Origin of the sequence: Halomarinibacterium sedimenti (genome assembly GCF_019312585.1) — a bacterium.
Classification (GTDB): Bacteria; Bacteroidota; Bacteroidia; order Flavobacteriales; family Flavobacteriaceae; genus Halomarinibacterium; species Halomarinibacterium sedimenti.
The window spans coordinates 24,828-41,690 of record NZ_JAHWDP010000001.1; the positions used below are offsets into that span (position 1 = coordinate 24,828).

General features: G+C 37.1%; 14 protein-coding genes. 6 read left to right on the forward strand and 8 right to left on the reverse strand.

Features of this window, described 5'->3' with window-relative positions:
- Positions 1–72: 72 nt before the first annotated feature.
- Both KXJ69_RS00130 and KXJ69_RS00135 read left to right on the forward strand, forming a co-directional pair.
- Positions 73–612, forward strand: a complete 540-nt coding sequence (locus KXJ69_RS00130) for an RNA polymerase sigma factor (protein ID WP_219050249.1) — start codon at positions 73–75, stop codon at positions 610–612.
- Positions 609–1,403 (forward strand): anti-sigma factor, encoded by a 795-nt coding sequence (locus tag KXJ69_RS00135; RefSeq protein ID WP_219050251.1) that lies wholly within the window; start codon positions 609–611, stop codon positions 1,401–1,403. The genes KXJ69_RS00130 and KXJ69_RS00135 overlap by 4 nt, the downstream gene beginning before the upstream one ends.
- Positions 1,404–1,474: 71 nt before the next feature.
- Here KXJ69_RS00135 and KXJ69_RS00140 read toward each other — a convergent pair whose 3' ends face one another.
- The 3 genes from KXJ69_RS00140 to KXJ69_RS00150 form a co-directional block, all read right to left on the reverse strand.
- Positions 1,475–2,764, reverse strand: coding sequence for a tetratricopeptide repeat protein (locus tag KXJ69_RS00140; protein WP_219050253.1), 1,290 nt, complete (start codon positions 2,762–2,764; stop codon positions 1,475–1,477).
- Between the two features lie 63 nt (positions 2,765–2,827).
- Complete coding sequence (locus KXJ69_RS00145) at positions 2,828–3,517, reverse strand: DUF4331 domain-containing protein (protein ID WP_219050255.1); 690 nt, start codon at positions 3,515–3,517, stop codon at positions 2,828–2,830.
- 18 nt (positions 3,518–3,535) lie between these two features.
- Positions 3,536–4,246 (reverse strand): DUF4331 family protein, encoded by a 711-nt coding sequence (locus tag KXJ69_RS00150; protein WP_219050257.1) that lies wholly within the window; start codon positions 4,244–4,246, stop codon positions 3,536–3,538.
- A 197-nt stretch (positions 4,247–4,443) separates the two neighbouring features.
- Between KXJ69_RS00150 and KXJ69_RS00155 the strand changes: the two genes are divergently transcribed.
- From KXJ69_RS00155 to KXJ69_RS00170, 4 genes are all read left to right on the forward strand, one after another.
- Positions 4,444–5,640: an LETM1-related biofilm-associated protein gene (locus KXJ69_RS00155; protein ID WP_219050259.1), complete on the forward strand. Its 1,197-nt coding sequence runs from the start codon at positions 4,444–4,446 to the stop codon at positions 5,638–5,640.
- Positions 5,641–5,693: 53 nt separating this feature from the next.
- The gene (locus KXJ69_RS00160) at positions 5,694–7,148 is read left to right on the forward strand and encodes a B12-binding domain-containing radical SAM protein (RefSeq protein ID WP_219050261.1); all 1,455 of its coding nucleotides are present in this window, start codon (positions 5,694–5,696) and stop codon (positions 7,146–7,148) included.
- A 1,127-nt stretch (positions 7,149–8,275) separates the two neighbouring features.
- On the forward strand, positions 8,276–9,124 hold the full coding sequence (locus KXJ69_RS00165; RefSeq protein WP_219050263.1) for a hypothetical protein: 849 nt from the start codon (positions 8,276–8,278) through the stop codon (positions 9,122–9,124).
- 157 nt (positions 9,125–9,281) lie between these two features.
- Entirely contained in the window at positions 9,282–10,289 is a 1,008-nt protein-coding gene (locus tag KXJ69_RS00170) for a nucleotide-binding protein (RefSeq protein ID WP_219050265.1), read from the forward strand.
- Positions 10,290–10,343: 54 nt separating this feature from the next.
- Here the strand turns inward: KXJ69_RS00170 and KXJ69_RS00175 are convergent, their stop codons facing one another.
- The 5 genes from KXJ69_RS00175 to KXJ69_RS00195 all read right to left on the reverse strand — a co-directional run bounded on the left by KXJ69_RS00175 (position 10,344) and on the right by KXJ69_RS00195 (position 16,863).
- On the reverse strand, positions 10,344–11,717 hold the full coding sequence (locus KXJ69_RS00175; protein WP_219051766.1) for an MATE family efflux transporter: 1,374 nt from the start codon (positions 11,715–11,717) through the stop codon (positions 10,344–10,346).
- A 73-nt stretch (positions 11,718–11,790) separates the two neighbouring features.
- Positions 11,791–13,179 carry a helix-turn-helix domain-containing protein gene (locus KXJ69_RS00180; RefSeq protein ID WP_219050267.1) on the reverse strand — a complete coding sequence of 463 codons (1,389 nt, stop codon included), beginning with the start codon at positions 13,177–13,179 and terminating at the stop codon, positions 11,791–11,793.
- A gap of 219 nt (positions 13,180–13,398) precedes the next feature.
- Positions 13,399–14,811 (reverse strand): M28 family peptidase, encoded by a 1,413-nt coding sequence (locus KXJ69_RS00185; RefSeq protein WP_219051768.1) that lies wholly within the window; start codon positions 14,809–14,811, stop codon positions 13,399–13,401.
- Positions 14,812–14,815: 4 nt separating this feature from the next.
- Positions 14,816–15,694: a PPK2 family polyphosphate kinase gene (locus tag KXJ69_RS00190; protein ID WP_219050269.1), complete on the reverse strand. Its 879-nt coding sequence runs from the start codon at positions 15,692–15,694 to the stop codon at positions 14,816–14,818.
- A gap of 5 nt (positions 15,695–15,699) precedes the next feature.
- Positions 15,700–16,863, reverse strand: coding sequence for a sigma-54-dependent transcriptional regulator (locus KXJ69_RS00195; RefSeq protein WP_219050271.1), 1,164 nt, complete (start codon positions 16,861–16,863; stop codon positions 15,700–15,702).

Sequence of the window (16,863 nt, forward strand, 5' to 3'; positions counted from 1 at the left end):
CGTTTGAACCTTTAACGCTATCCCCTTTAAATCTAATAATTTTCCCTATTTTAGTAGGAAATAAATTGCTATATGACCCAACCAGACGAACTCATCCTTGAAATGCAACAAGGAAGCGAGAAAGCATTTTCACAATTGTATGAAATGTATTCGCGGGCTATCTATTCTGTAATTCATGTCATTCTTAGAGATGATGAAGTAACCGAAGAAGTCCTACAGGATGTATTTATAAAAGTTTGGAAGAATGCCAACTCATATTCTGTGGAAAAGGGACGTTTTTATACTTGGTTACTTAACATTGCAAGAAATACTGCTATTGATAAAACCCGATCGAAATCTTTTAAGAACTCCAATAAAAACCTTTCTACAGATAACTTCGTATATGTGATAGGTGGTCATAACGATTTAAATGAAAAAACAGACGCCATCGGAATTCAAAAATTTGTAGATAAATTAAAACCTCTTTGCATCAAACTACTCGATCTACTTTATTTTAAAGGATACACCCAAAATGAAACAGCAGAAGCACTGGAAACTCCTTTAGGAACTATTAAAACACGTGCTAGAAACTGTATTAAAGATTTACGGAAATTGACATTACAAGAGGTATGAAAAAGATTAAAGATATTATAGAATCTGGGACCTTAGAACTCTACGTTACAGGTGCTTTATCCCAACGAGAAGCGATGGAGGTGGAGGATATTCTTGATGAATATCCTGAAGTAAAACGTGAAGTTGAAAAGATTGAAGCGGCACTCATGAACCTCTCCTATGACGATAACTTTACCATTCCAGACTCGGTTTGGGAAGGCGTGTTGAATTCCATTAAAGGAGTTCGTACGTTGAATGTCCCAAAAAAGTCAACCAATTGGTCTATGATGACAGGATGGGCAGCGGCTATTGTATTCTTATTAGGAATTTTCTGGATGCTGAAAGAAAACAACACCCTAGAAAATCAAGTGCGAGTAACTTCAACGCAAAATGCCGTCTTAAAAGGAAAAGTTTCTACGACCGAAGAAGCTCTGGCTTCCTCACAAGAGTTACTAGACATCATTCGCTCTAAAGACTATAGAGAAATTAATCTACCCGGAAATGTAGCCGTTTCGCCAGAATCGTATGCCAAAGTGTATTATAACGATAAAGATAAAATTGCTTACATCGACGCACGCGGATTACCCACACCTCCCTCTGGAAAAGTGTACCAAGTGTGGTCGCTTATTATGGACCCTTTAACCCCAAGAAGTGTTGGATTATTGGACAATTATGAAAGCACCAATACTAAAGTCTTTAAACTAGAAAATATTCCAGATCCAGAGGCCTTCGGAATTACACTCGAGCCAGAAGGTGGTAGTGAAAGTCCAACACTTACCCAATTATATACTTTGGGAATGGTTTCACCATAATTTTAATTACTGATTACACAAAAAGAAAGGGCATCCAATTGGATGCCCTTTTTACTTCTTAAATATATAGATTATAATTCTTTTACTTTACTTGCCATCACAGGTCCTAACTCAAAAGAGGCTTCTTCCAATTCAGCTTTTAATTCTTTAACCTTTTTCGAATTACCATTGGCTTTATAGACTAAAGCACTATGATACAAGGCCACAGGTTCAAAGGTTTTTCCTTCCACATTAGTCTCGATCGTTTTTAAAGCTTCCGCATCTTGTCCATTTTGTAGTTGTGCGAACGCCAAATACGAATGTATTAAAGGGGTATTTCTATTGGCTACTTCCTTTTCGGCGATTTCTAGCGCCTTTTTTGGAGCGGCTTCCGCATATAATTCAATTAAGTAGGTATTATACATGCCGCCGTATTGCCCCGCTTCTACAGCATTCACAAACTGTTCTTCCGCATTTTTGGAGGCTGCAGTATTTCCTTCAAAGGCATATAATTCTGCTTTCAGTAAATAATAATCCGGCAACTGGTGATTCTTCATCACCGAATCTAAAATCCGATGTGATTCCTTCGCATTTCCTTCCGCAGCATACACAATCCAAGCTATTTTTCGTTTTACATAACTATTATCGGGTTGTAATTCTAGCGTTTTTAAATAGTGAGCATACGATTCTTTAATTCTCCCAGCGTGTCCGTAAAAGTCGGCTAAATTACTATAGCTCCAAATCTTTAGGGGTTTGCTTTCGTGAGATTCGGCTTTTTCTTTTGCCATTTCCATATACTTAATAGCGCTATCCAAATCCCCTATATGATCGCTCCACTTCGACAAACGAATGAGATAATTATAATCGCTCATGTCCTTTAAGGCTGAAAGATATTCGTAGGCTCTGTCATAATCTCCCAATTCCATCGTACTATCAAAAAGCATTAACTGCGTAGGACGTTTTTGAGAAGGACCTTCGAAACTTTTCTGAAGTAATTCGTTGGCTTCTTTAAATCGGTGTTGGGAAATGTAATTTTTTGCCAAGCCTCTTTCAAAACCATCTCGAAAATTATCTGCCGAAATTGCGATGGCTTTTTTATATAAGGTTTCGGCAGCCAATAAGTGTTGCATGTTTCCCGTTTCGGCAAATAATTGCTCATACACATTGGCTAACTGACCTATATCACCAATCCCAGTGGTGTCTTTATCCAATCGGTTGGACCAGTATCGCTGTTGCAACAAGGTTTCATCTAGTGTAGGTGTATTTTGAGTGTTTAAGAAAACATCGTAATCTTCTACCTTCGTTATTTTTTCATACTTGGGTTTTGACTCACAACCAACGAGTAATAACAACCCTAAAAGTATTATATAGCCTTTCATCATTTTAAAATTTTTGTAAAAAAAAGAGCAACATAAGGTTGCTCTTTTTTATGTTTTTAATCATATCTATTGCACTGGGCTTTCCAAATAAGGGAAAGGAAGTGTAAAATCTCTATCGCCTGGTCCTACACCATCGCTTGTTAATTGTGGTGTTCCGTTATTTCCGTCAAAACGTGCTCCGTCATTTCCACCAAACATCAGAATCAAAGAAATATCAATAACATCGTCTGCCAAGGTTCTTCCCGTAAGGGCAAGTCCTGTATTAGGATCGAAATAGGTAGTTTGAGCATTGGGTGCTACTTGTAAGGCATCAAACTGTGCTAATACCGTTGTAAAGGTAGCAGCATCCAAGCCTAGAATGTTTGCTTCGTAATCCAAACTCACTCCCAAAGCATCTCCATACACATCATGATATGCTTCTAAGGTATTCTGAAAGATTGGCTGGAAAGAAGCTCTATCACTCACCAAAGAAGTGTTGAACATATCTTTTACCGTTCCGCTTCCACTAAACACGGTGTTGATTCCTGGGCGTCCCATAATATCTTCTTGGCGGTAGGTTCCGCTAAAGTCTAACAAATCGAAACAAGAAACACAGCTTCCACCACAATCTACTCCTTCTTCATCTCCGTTCATAATTCCATCGTCACAAGAAGCTTGCTCAATGACATTTCCGTTATCATCATCATCTTTACACTGGGTAAACAATAGTCCCAAACAAAGTGACAAAGCGATATATTTTATATTTTGAATTTTCATCTTTTTCTCTTTTTAAAATTATTGTTTTCTTTTTGTGGTTACCCATACATTGTATGCATCTGGCAATCCATTAATACCCACGGCCCCTGCAACGTGCGCGGGTGCTGTCCCTAACATACTATTAGGTACTTCAACTACCACGGCCATCACATTTAATCCTACAAAAAAGTCGGAGGCCTGTCCAGAAGGTAAAAATCCTTCTGGTGCTGCAGCACCAGAAACCACCAAGTTAAACTGGTTAAAATCGAAATAAAACGCATCCCGTCTAGGTCCTGCATAAAATGACATTCCGTTGTTGTTAGAAGTAATGGTTTCATCAATTCCAGAAATTTCTACTTGGCCTGCAAGATTGTCTCTGTTAATGGTACTATTCATTCCCACTTCGGCAGGAGCGTAAGGACCAAAGAAATACATCACACTATCTCTTCGGATGGCTTGAATCACTAAATCTTCCACAAAGTCTCCCGTGTTGTCGATGTTAAATTCAATCAGCACATTTTCGTCAAAAATGGCGTTCTCTGTTACTGCTCCCGGTGTTAAGGGTCCTTGAATGGTGGCAATAAACACCGTGTTGTCTGGATTACTGCCTTCAAAGGCATACAAATCTGCAATATCTACAGCGGTTCCCGCAACTGCTGGGGAATCAATGTGATCTGCCGCAATCAAGACTACCGAGAAGACTCCTAGAGCCACTACTGCGAGTAATCCATAAAATTTTGTTTTTTTCATCTTTTAAATTATTAGTTTTTTAATATGAGATGTAATGCCATAATCATCTATTTTTGTCTCAAAGTAAATTGTTCTTGGGCATTTAATACGAATGTTTGATTAAATTTACTTTCCCTTATATACGGAGAAAATAATAGTATGGTTTTAAAGATTGTAAAAATAATTCGAAAAACCGCAATTGCCTACAAAATTAAAAAATGAACCCATCTTCCGCTGGTTGGATCCATAAATTTATTAACGAGTTTCCCAAAAAGGAACTCATAGACAGCTATACTGGGCTGTTACCCTTTTATGAAACGCTAAAAAAAAGCGGATTTATATACGGGGTATCGGTAAAAACACTCTTAGACGTGCCCGTAAGTGACTTAAAACTTACCCAAGAAGAAAATACCAAGGTCAATTTATTTCACGCGCTGCTGTTTATGTACCAATCGGAAAAGGGTACGTATGACATTCCCGAGGCCATCGAAACCATGGTACTGTTTTACAAAACCATTGAAAAAGGAAAGCCTGGATTTTTTCAGAAATTGAGTTTTACCAAAAGTCCTTCTGAAAATTTAGAACGCATCTTGGCGGCACGAATTCAAGAATCGAATACGCTTATAAAAACTGAAGCCGCCTCTATTTTTACCTATGCCTTGCTGTTTGGCGATGTATTGGCATTTCAATATTACCTAAAGCATCCCGAAGGTTTAAAAAACTATCTGGAAGCCTTTGAAGAAACCCTCATTCAGTTTAGCATTTGGGCGCTGCAAAGCAAACAGAAAAAAAACAAATACGATGCCCTGGTCATCGAAATGGTGTCGGAATCTGCCCAATACGTCACCCATAGCGATGATACCTTTTCACACGAAATTGTGGACCAACTCAAGGAACGCACCGTGCTAGAAAAACAGTTTGTACTGGATATTTGTTGTCTAGCGGTGTGGGACGATAAAAAAATTGACGCTACAGAAAATACCTTTTTAAAGGAAGTGGCCTTTCATTTAGGGATTAGCCACGAGTATTTGGCACACAGCATTGCCCATATTAAAGCCTTTTCGGAAGCCAACGAACACAAAATAAAGCTGTTTCAATACTCCCACCCTGTCAAGCAATTGTACAAACAAAGTACCGATACTGTAAAACTCTTGGTATTGCGTAACAAAAAACGCTTGCTCCAAGAACTCAACGAAAGCGGAGAATTGATGGTACTCTTAGGGCAATCCACCACCCGCGACCTTACCCGCGAAGAAAAAACCAAAGTAAAGGAGCAGCTCTTGGATATCTGCAAGACCATCCCTTCGCTTACTATTTTTATGCTCCCCGGTGGGATGCTCTTACTCCCGCTATTGGTAAAATACATTCCTAAACTGCTCCCCTCTGCCTTTAATGAAAACCGAGTGGATGAATAGCACCATTCACCATTATTTTTTTAATTTAAAACCATCATATATTTAGTATAAAAATGGACAAAACACAACCTACAAATATTAATGTAACCTTAGTCGATCTTAATAATTTTGCACATTACCCAACATTATCTATGGGTTTACTTGCAAGATATATACGTGATTTTGGGTTTAATTTAAAGGTTATAAGTCCGCTTAGTAATGGAATTAAATCTCGCAAAAGGGAAAAGGTGGAAACCATAATTGATTATTATAAAACCCGCTTAATTTTTAGTCAATTAAAAAGTATAAGAAGGCTTATTACAATTGCAGAAAGTATTCCCTTGATAAAAGAGCGGTTTCTAAATAAAGGTAAACTTTACAAAGCTGTTATATCTGCCATTAAACCCGATACAGACCTCGTACTTATTTCTACCTACAATGAAAATTATAGTATTTGTAAAAAAATTTCCGAATACCTGCACAAAAAAGGAATCCCTGTAATTATTGGAGGACCCGCTTTTAACGATTTAAAACAAGTGGATCAATTTTTAGACATAACAGGAGTCTCTTACGTCATTGGAAGTGAAATAGACAATTACTTAGGGCAAATGTTATTCGATTTTTTTCAAGAAAAAGACATTACCTCCTATCCTGGCGTATACACCAAAGGGGTTAAAAAAACACCCAACTCTTATATTTTTAAAGAACTAGATCAATTACCTGTTCCAGATTTTACAGATTTTGCTTGGGATAAATATCCTAATAAGATTATCCCTTATATGACAGGGCGTGGTTGCAGTTGGGGTAAGTGTAATTTTTGTAGCGACGTGGTGTTGGTTAACGGTCGCTCCTATAGATCGCAAACTAAAGAGAAAATCCTTTCCGATTTAAAAGCATTGAGTAAGCAAATTGACACCCATATTATTGCTTTTACCGATTTAAAACTAAACTCTAACATTCAAGTTTGGAATGCCCTAATTGATGGGCTCCCCAAAATTATTGAAAATCCCATTTGGTTTTGCTCGGTACATGTAGATGACAGAAACAAAAACGGCTTGGATTTTGAAACCCTTAAAAAGGCAAAAGAAGCGGGGCTTACTAGAATGTCTTTTGGGTTGGAAACAGCTTCACAAAGGTTGCTGGACGATATGAAAAAGGGAACCACCGTTGCCAAATTAGATGCTTTTGTAAATGCAGCCTATAAAGCAGGAATTAGTCTGCGCGCCACGATGTTTATTGGCTATCGGGGAGAAACAGCTCAAGATTTAAAGGAAACTTACGAGTTTCTTTTAAAAAACCAACATTGTTTTGAACGCATTAAAGCCTGCCGATTTCAAATGTATGATATGACTCCAATCTTAGATGAGCTTACACCACAAGAGCGCGAACAAATGTTTGCTAGACAAATTAACCATCTATACGCCACCAAAGATTATATAAAGTACAAAAAAGGCATTCTTAAAGTTGTCAATAAAATTAACTCCAAACGTTTAAACGAAGCCGCACGTGCCTTTGACGGGGTCATGTAAAGGCTTTTTATAGTCTTTCCTTAAACGCCTCCCTCCTGCCCTTAATGAAAATAGGGTTGATGAGGATTAGTGTCCCTTGTCATTTCGAGCTGTCACACTGAGCCTGTCGAAGTGCTGTCGAAGTATCGAAGTGCTGTCGAAGTATCGAAGTGTAAGCGAGAAATCTCATATTTAGGGGTCTTATAGATACTTTGTTCATTTTCTTTGCTCGTCCAAAGAAAACGAACCAAAAGAAAAGACTCCTTTTCAGAGGAATTTTTGCTTCGCAAAACCGTCTTGAAAACTCCGCGTCGCCTTGCTCCTGAATCTCGGAGCTTTTCTGCGACTATTCTGCTGAAAAGGGTTATACTCTTTCACTACACAATATTTATATAACCGATACTAATTATAGCAGACACACTTGTCATTCTAAACTATCACACTGAGCTTGCCTCTACTAAGCTGTCACACTGAGCTTGCCTGTACTGAGCTTGTCGAAGTATCGAAGTGCAAATGAAGAATCATTTTTTAGATTCTTCGTGTCGCTACGCTCCCTCTGAATGACATTGGGTAAAACCTAAAAAAAGTATCTAAAAACCGAATACTATTATCTAAAAACCTAAAAGGTATTAGTCTAATCATTAATAAAATTATCAATTAGACTAAAAGTATTTATCGTTAGACGAATACTATTATCTGATAGACTAAAAGGTATTAGTCTAATCATTAATAAAATTTACAATTAGACTAAAAGTATTTATCGTTAGGCGAATACTATTATCTGATAACCTAAAAGGTATTAGTCTAATGATTAATAAAATTAACAATTAGCCTAAAAGTATTCATCGTTAGGCTAATACTATTATCTGATAGCCTAAAGGGTATTAGCCTATTGATTAATAAAATTATCGATTAGCCTAAAAGTATTATCTAGAAACCTAACAATGTTATCATTTAACCTAAAAAAATAATTTGATTGCTTTTTACACCGAGTTAAATTTTGAAAACAAATTTTTTCTATCTTTGAGTATCTCCCCACAAAATTTATTAAAGATTATTATGATTTAAAACTTGCGTTATCCCCCTTAATGAAACGGATAACCAGGATAAAACTTAGGACATAATAAGCTGTAAAACAAATAAAACCAATGATAGATTTCTTCAAGACCTTCTTTGAAACATCAAAAGAAAGAATAAAAAACCCGCTAATAGGAACATTTATTATTTCTTGGATGGCTATTAATTGGAGACCAATCGTCGTGCTTCTTTTTTCAGACCAAAGTATCGAAAATAGAATTGATTACATAGTATCTTGTTATTCATCATTCAAAAGTTATTTCTTAATACCTTTTCTCATCTCATTGGTCTATGTAATTATACTGCCATACTTTATGTGGGCAGTTGATTATTTAATAAAAAAATCTACAGTTGAAAGGAAAAGGAATGTTTTAAACCAAGTTCTACTTGACTATGAAGGAAAACAAAAAATTGCAATTGAGGAAAGCAAGCTTGAGGACTTAAAGGCAAATTTTAGAGATAAAGCTGACTTAAATAACCAGATTGAGCTATTACGAAATCAACTCGACGAGAGGGATGAGGCAATAAAAATTCTAAACTCTGAAGTTGAGCAACAAAAAAGTGAAAATCAGAATTTAATGAATATTGTTGATGAAAACAAAAAGAATTCAACAGAGACTAAAAGTTTAATATTGGACGAGCAATTTAAGGCATTTGAGAATACCGATATGTATGATTATTTCAGAGAAGTAGGTGTCAAAATTAGAAATGAAAGAAACTTTCCTAACGGAATAAACGATATAATTAAAGAAAAATATATATTTCAAGGTATCGTTGAGGAAGCATACGATGCAGATAATATGTTTTACCAATTTACAGAAAAAGGCAGGTATTTTTGGAGAAAATATGTCAATAATATAAGAGTTGAGAAAAATATTAAAAAATCAAACGGAGATGACTATGACGATTTACCATTCTAAAACAAACATTTTTCAAAAATGGCATAAGTAATTGCTTGTTCTCGCCTACCTCTAAAAATCCGTGAGGATTTTCAGTCTGGTGTGAACTTACAAAGTTACGTGCTAAACCACGCAACTACTCGTAGCCGAGACCGTTGTGCAAAATTTGTGAACCGAAATGAAAGATAACTATAATATTTTTTTTTCTTGGCAATCTGACTTACCAAAAGAAACTAATCAAAATGCTATTAGAGAGTGCTTAAGAAATGCTTCTAGTTTAGTTGAAAATGAGTTTGAGCATATAAGAATAGTATTAGATGAGGCTACTAGGGGAACAGCTGGAAGTCCAAATATTCCGTTAACAATTTTTTCTAAAATAGATGCTTGTGATATTTTTATCTGTGACGTTACAACAATCAACTTTGACCAAACAGGAAAGAAAACTCCGAATCCAAATGTCTTAATTGAATTAGGTTATGCAGTTTCGACTTTAGGTTGGGAAAGAATAATTTTGCTATACAATACAGATTACGGCAATTTTCCTAACGATTTACCATTTGATATAGACCGTCATCGGGCAACTACATTTAAAATTGAAAATAAACTAGATAAATCTGGTAAAAATCAATTATCAAATATATTGAATCAAGGAATTACTACTATTTTAAATCAATCTCCCTTAAAACCTTCAGAGAAATTAAAAGAAACACCTGAAGAAAAAAAGAGACGTATTGATATAATGAATTTGAAATGGCTTCTTCAATCTATTCATATTCCAACTTTTGATGAATACTTTGAAGAAGCACCAGATAGAATATTGAAAAAGATTTTCTTTTATAAAGAAGGTTTGTCGTCAATTATTGATAGCAACTCATTTCATTTATACGATAAGAAACTTTTAAAAATTATAGAAGAGTTTAGAAAAAACCTAGATATATCTTTATCATTTGGTCAACATTATTTGCCTGAGCCATATAGTAAATATTATAAGTTTCAAATTCCATTTGATGTTTTTAGAAATGATAAAGAAGAAAAAGATTTTAATTACTTAGTAAAAATTAGAACAAAACTGATTGAAAATTTTAAAGATTTATTGAGCTATGTAAGAAATGAATATTTGGAAATAGATTTGAGCGAAACAGATAATTTAGCCCACGAGGCATATGTCGAAATGATGGAAAAATAAAAACTGCACAAAACACCCATATATAACTCGTAAGCCCCAACTTTTTCTCACAACCTACTCCCCCACAATCAACCGCTTACTTAAATACTGGAAGCGTATCAATAGCATCACCGCAGAGGCTGTTAATCCGGCTAAGAGGCCTATCCATATCCCAGCACTGGCATACTCGGTATACATCCCCAAATACAAAGAAATCGGGAAACCTATCAACCAATAGGCAATAAACGTAATAAACGTGGGGATTTTCACATCCTGCATCCCACGTAAGGCACCCAACACTACTACTTGTAAGGTATCGCTAATCTGGAAGATCGCGGCAATTAACATGAGTTTAGAGGCAATGGTGAGCACCTCCAGCGTATCGGCAATGTTATTGGCATCGTCAAAATCGAGATAGATTTTGGGGAGTTGGTCTTTTAAGAGTAAAAAGCTTATCGCAAACAGCACCGCCAGCATGGTGGAGAGCAAAAAGATAGAAAAGGCAATACGGCGTAACTCTCTAAAGCGTTTCATCCCTTTTTGGTTGCCTACGCGTATCATCGCAGCCACACTAAAGCCCATCGCCACCATAAAGGTCATAGAGGATAAGTTGAGCGCAATCTGGTTGGCGGCTTGTGGGTTTTTCCCTAAAATTCCAGAGAGCCAAATGGCGGCCGTAAAAATGGCGACTTCAAAAAACATTTGTAATGCCGAGGGAAAGCCTAAACCCAACAGTTTTTTAATCATGGATTTGGTAAGGGTAAAAAACTTGATGTTGGTGACGTAGTCTTTCGACTTTAAATTCTGCGACATTAAGTACCACAAATAGGCGAGCATCACCACCCGAGATGCCAAAGTACCAATGGCAGCACCCACCACGCCCATCGCAGGGGCGCCAAACTTTCCAAAAATAAACATATAGTTGAGCACCACATTCACCACATTGGCTATGATGGTGGCATACATAGGGTGCTTGGTCATGGAGAGTCCGTCGCTACATTGTTTAAACGCCTGGAAAACAATGAGAGGGATTAAGGAAATCGCTACCAACGTAAGATACGGCATCGCCAGTTCCACCACCTCTTCGGGCTGATTCATAATATACATTAACGGTTTGGCAAAAAATACCATAAGAAAGAGCGCCACTCCTAAGACCGTACAGAGGAACAATCCATGTTTAAAAGAAGACTTTCCGTAGGCAAGGTTACCTTCGCCATCGGCTTCGGCTACCAAAGGCGTGATGGCAGTGGAGAAACCAATTCCCAGCGACATGGCAATAAACATAAAACTATTACCAAGGGAGACGGCGGCGAGTTCTGCCGTCCCCAATTGTCCCACCATAATATTATCTACAAACGCCACCAAGGTATGCCCCAGCATCCCTAAAATAACAGGCGTGGCAAGCTTTACGTTGTATTTAAACTCTTTGGTGTATTGGTGTAGCACAATAGGTTAGTTTCCCAGCAAAAGTAGAAAACCCAAATGGGTTAACATAATGAAAGAAGGATTTCCCTGTAAAAAACTAGGTGCGTAACGAATTGAGATACTGCGAAGGCGTTTGTAGTAAAAACTTTTTAAAGGATTTATTAAAGGTCACTTTGTTGTTAAACCCTACCTCGTATGCCACATCGATGATGTTTCGGTTTTGTTCTTTTTCCAGAATGGCGGCGGCATCGGCAATGCGGTATTTATTAATGAATTCGAAGAAATTAAGTCCGAAATGCTCATTAATCACCTGCGAGGTATTATGTCGTGTGGTTCCGAGTAATTCGGAAACCTGATCCAAGCTCACTTTGTTTTGAAGGTATATTTTGTCCTTTTCAAAAAGCTGAAGCAAGGCATCTTTTAATTCTAACGAATAGCTTTCGGTAAGTCCGGATTTCACATACTTATCGTTGTTTGAATTAAAGTTCCCCGCAAACAAATTGGGACTTCTAAAAGACGCATAGCCAATATACAACACCATAGTAGCCATCACCACAATTTGTAAATTAAACAAAAACGAAATATTAGGAATAATCTCTGCCAACACCATCCCGTAAATCGCATAGGACAAAACGTATATGGAACTTAAGGTGACGAGTGTGGTAAGCCATTTCTTAGCCTCAGAAGTATAGCTTTTATGCTGGTTATTCTTAAAGAAAAGGTACACCACCAAAGCTCCATAAATGAGTAATGACAGAATTTTTGTACTTACAATTCCGTATAAATAAGGCATTCTATCAAAGGAGCCTACTTCAAACATAATATGTAGTTTTTCTTCTTTGGAAAGGAGAAACAACGGAAACATGATGACCATGATGATAAACGTAGGAAGCAGATGTACTATGTCTCTCTTTTTGAAGGTATACTTCTGGGTAATTCTTTTAAAATAGAAATACAGTAAAGGACCATACAAATATGAAAATATAGAGGACATGTATAATATATGCGGCGTTCTAAACTTTAAATTGGTGCTATGTAGGAAAATATGAAAGATAAACAGCGAGTGGATTAACACAAATACTGAAATTAATACCGTAGCCTTCTTATCCTTGCTCTTATTGATGAGGAGCATGATTCCAATAAAAAAACCAATCAATGCAGAAAAGAGGTAAAAGAAATGTAGCCAATTTACATTAAGATCGTACTTTTCTTTTAATTCTTTAAATTCGGCAGTATCTGAAAACTTAGCAAAATAGCGGGACTCTACAAAGCCTGTTTCGGCAGAGTATTTAATATATTCTTCAGCATAAAAGGCTGCATTTTTTAAATCGTTATTCTTTGCCGCAAAAATGGCTCTGTCTTTATATAACTGAAGTGAGTCTTCGCTAAACTTCGCATCTTCCTGTAACGTTATTTTATAGGTTGCTCCATAAAGACGCTCTCCCGCGAGTAAATAAGTATCGGGAAGTAAACATACCAGCAGCATGCATATTCTGAAAAATGGCTTTATGTAAGCAAACAGTCGCATAGGGTAAGTATCAATTTTACTTACTTAAATATACGATTTGTTTCCTAAAAATGAAGGAATTAGGTAACTCCCGATAATAATTTACTTTTTCTTCCGAAGAAAATTTACCTCGTAAAATATAAAAAAGCCCAATGAATTTGGGCTTTTTTAGAACTTTATACTAGTAAAATGAAAAGGCTATTTTTTTAGAGTGCTCATTTCAGTTTTGGTGCCATATTTATCCATAAGATAGACTAAACTAGTCATGGTTGCAGCACCTAGTTCCAGTTCTCTTTTATTTACAGCGTCAAACGTATCGTTCTCTGCGTGGTGATAATCGAAATATCGTTGCGAGTCTGGACGCAATCCCGCCAATACTATTTTATCATTTTTAAGTGGCCCAATATCGGCACCACTGCCCCCCTTTTCAAAATAATGAATGAGATACGGTTTAAATAAGGGCTCCCAGCTTTTTATTTGTGTAAAATTAGCATCGTCGGTGTCAAATGAGAATCCGCGTGGCGTAAATCCGCCGGCATCACTTTCCAGAGCGAATACGTGGTCTTCTTGTTTTAGTTTGGCTTCTTCGGCATATTTAGTTCCACCTCGTAATCCGTTTTCTTCATTCATAAACAACACCACACGAATACTATGTCTAGGCTTATAGCCCATTTTTTTGAAAATTTGCAATACTTCCATGGATTGTACACATCCTGCCCCATCGTCATGAGAACCATCCCCTAAATCCCAAGAATCGAGGTGTCCGCCTACAATCATATACTTGTTTGGAAATTCGGTTCCTGTAATTTCTCCAATCACGTTATACGATTGCACATCGGGATATACTTTACAGGTTTGCTTAAAAAAGAACTTTAAATCTGGCTGAATTCTCAATGCGCTACTTAAATAATCGGCACCATTGGTGCTAATGGCGCAGGCGGGAATTCTATTTTTTTCGGGCGTGTCCCCATAGGTCATAGACCCTGTATGTGGAAAATCGTCTTTACGTAAATTCATAGAACGCACGACCACCCCTACAGCACCAAACTTGGCAGCCTCCATAGCTCCTGCATACCGTTGGTCTACACAACCCCCGTAAGCACTAAATGTAGCGATTTGAGTAGGGTCCATGGGACGATTATAAAACACTATTTTCCCTTGAATTTTTTCCTTGCCTAATGTGGCTAAATCTTCTATTCCTTTTACTTCAATCACCTGAGCTTTGAGCCCTCCCTCGGGTGTGGCCACAGAACCTCCCAAAGCACATACATTGGCCAAAGATGTGATGCCGGGAGCTGTTTCAATATAGGCGTATTCTGGAATACCCCGAGTCCACTTGGGCACCATCACAGGCTGTAACCAAACTTTGTCAAGTCCTAATTTATCGAGTTGTTCTTTGGTGTATTGAACTGCTTTTTCGGCTTCGAGAGAACCCGACAACCTACCGCCAATATTATTAGACAAGTAATCTAACCACTGGTAGCTTTTGCCTTCCAATAAGGCAGTATCATATATTTTACGAAGCATTGTAGAATCTTCCTTGTTTACTTTTTGGGCATAGGAAACTGCACCTAAAAGCAAGAAAAGATTTACAAAAATGAGTGTTCTCATCACTTTATTCATTCTCCAATTGTTGTTTGTATTCATCAATTTTTGCTTTTACTTTTGGATCTAAATCGGGTTCTTTAATATCGGTGTATTTTGCCAATTCTTCCAGTATAATGGAAGCAACCAATAAACGTGCCGCAGCTTTATTATCTGCAGGAATATTGTACCAAGGCGCATGAGGTTTTGAAGTTCTATTAATAGCGTCTTCGTAGCATTCTTGGTATTTATCCCAGAGCATACGCTCTTTTAAATCGTCTGGTGAAAATTTCCAGTGTTTGTTTTTCTTTTCTAACCTTCTAAGCAGTCTAAATTTTTGTTCATCCTTAGAAAGATTCAGAAAAAATTTAAAAATGATGGTGCCGTTTTGAGCGATGGTTTTTTCGAAATGATTGATTTGTTCAAAACGCTTATCCCAAAAAGCATCATTTACATCTGCGACACTTTTTACTTCGGGTAGATATTCGCCTAAAATATATTCGGGATGCACACGAGTAACTAATACATTTTCGTAATGCGTTCGGTTAAAAACACCAAATTTCCCTCTGGCGGGTAGCGCAATATAATGGCGCCATAAATAGTCGTGTTTTCGCTCTAATTCGGTAGGAACTTTAAAACTATGCACCACGACGCCACGCGCATTTAAATCTTTAAAAACCTCCCGTATGAGACTGTCCTTTCCAGCAGTATCCATACCTTGAAGACAAACCAAAACGGCATACTTCCCGTGCGCGTACATAGTATTTTGCAATTTTGACAATGCAATACGTATTTTGGCTAATTCTTCCTCTAAAGTCTTCTTCGAGAGTTGAAAATCTTCATAGGTAGTTAATTCTTTTAAACTTATATTTTTGTCAATCCTAAAATCGGCACTTTTAATTTCCTTCATACTATTTATTTACTAGCGAAAAGTTTTACATCGTTTTCACTTACTTCCTTGTCTCCTAAAATAATTAATCTTTCCACAACATTGCGTAATTCACGAATATTTCCCGTCCAATCGTACTCCTGAAGCAATTTTATTGCTTTATCTGAAAACTTTTTTTGAGCCGTTCCATGTTCATCGGCTATTTTTTTAGTAAAATAATCTATCAACAATGGAATATCCTCACGTCTTTCATTTAAGGGTGGTACTTTAATTAAAATTACCGCAAGACGATGGTACAAATCCTCTCTAAATTTCCCATCTGCAATTTCTTTACTTAGGTCTTTATTGGTTGCAGCCACTACACGCACATCTACCTTTATGTCTTTATCGCTACCTACACGTTGCACCTTACTCTCCTGAAGCGCTCTTAACACTTTTGCTTGTGCAGAAAGGCTCATATCCCCTACTTCATCAAGGAAAATAGTTCCCCCGTTGGCAGCTTCAAACTTTCCTGCTCTGTCTTTTACAGCAGAAGTAAAGGCTCCTTTTAAATGCCCAAACAATTCACTTTCTATAAGCTCACTAGGAATGGCAGCGCAGTTTACTTCTACCAAAGGACCTTTGGAACGATCACTTTTTTGATGTAACCAATGTGCCACTAACTCCTTTCCTGTCCCGTTAGGACCCGTAATTAAAACCCTTGCCTCGGTGGGAGCCACTTTTTCGATCATTTCTTTTATTTGTGAAATGGCTTCAGAATCACCAATCATTTCGTATTTCTGACTAACTTTCTTTTTAAGTCTTGTATTTTCTACTACAAGTTCTTTTCGGTCCAAAGCAATACGAACCGTATTTAGCAATCTATTTAAATCGGGTGGTTTAGAAATATAATCGAAGGCTCCTAAACGCATGGTATTAACTGCTGTATCAAGATCTCCGTGTCCCGAAATCATTACAATAGGAATTTCTGGTTTTATCTTTTTTACAGCTTCTAAGACCTCAACCCCATCCATTTTAGGCATTTTAATATCGCAAAGAATTAAATCGAAATCTTCTTTTTTGATAAGCTCGATTCCTACTAATCCGTCTTCTGCTTCCACGACTTCATAGGAGTTGCTTTCTTCACTTAATATTTTTACGAGCACCCTTCTAATGGCGGCTTCATCTTCAATGATTAATATTCTTGACAT

What these genes read in the sequence shown, in the direction of transcription:
- KXJ69_RS00130 (WP_219050249.1), top strand. Translation starts at nt 73, where the DNA reads ATGACCCAACCAGACGAACTCATCCTTGAAATGCAACAAGGAAGCGAG.
- KXJ69_RS00135 (WP_219050251.1), top strand. Translation starts at nt 609, where the DNA reads ATGAAAAAGATTAAAGATATTATAGAATCTGGGACCTTAGAACTCTAC.
- KXJ69_RS00140 (WP_219050253.1), bottom strand. Translation starts at nt 2,764, where the DNA reads ATGATGAAAGGCTATATAATACTTTTAGGGTTGTTATTACTCGTTGGT.
- KXJ69_RS00145 (WP_219050255.1), bottom strand. Translation starts at nt 3,517, where the DNA reads ATGAAAATTCAAAATATAAAATATATCGCTTTGTCACTTTGTTTGGGA.
- KXJ69_RS00150 (WP_219050257.1), bottom strand. Translation starts at nt 4,246, where the DNA reads ATGAAAAAAACAAAATTTTATGGATTACTCGCAGTAGTGGCTCTAGGA.
- KXJ69_RS00155 (WP_219050259.1), top strand. Translation starts at nt 4,444, where the DNA reads ATGAACCCATCTTCCGCTGGTTGGATCCATAAATTTATTAACGAGTTT.
- KXJ69_RS00160 (WP_219050261.1), top strand. Translation starts at nt 5,694, where the DNA reads ATGGACAAAACACAACCTACAAATATTAATGTAACCTTAGTCGATCTT.
- KXJ69_RS00165 (WP_219050263.1), top strand. Translation starts at nt 8,276, where the DNA reads ATGATAGATTTCTTCAAGACCTTCTTTGAAACATCAAAAGAAAGAATA.
- KXJ69_RS00170 (WP_219050265.1), top strand. Translation starts at nt 9,282, where the DNA reads ATGAAAGATAACTATAATATTTTTTTTTCTTGGCAATCTGACTTACCA.
- KXJ69_RS00180 (WP_219050267.1), bottom strand. Translation starts at nt 13,179, where the DNA reads ATGCTGCTGGTATGTTTACTTCCCGATACTTATTTACTCGCGGGAGAG.
- KXJ69_RS00185 (WP_219051768.1), bottom strand. Translation starts at nt 14,811, where the DNA reads ATGAGAACACTCATTTTTGTAAATCTTTTCTTGCTTTTAGGTGCAGTT.
- KXJ69_RS00190 (WP_219050269.1), bottom strand. Translation starts at nt 15,694, where the DNA reads ATGAAGGAAATTAAAAGTGCCGATTTTAGGATTGACAAAAATATAAGT.
- KXJ69_RS00195 (WP_219050271.1), bottom strand. Translation starts at nt 16,863, where the DNA reads ATGTCAAGAATATTAATCATTGAAGATGAAGCCGCCATTAGAAGGGTG.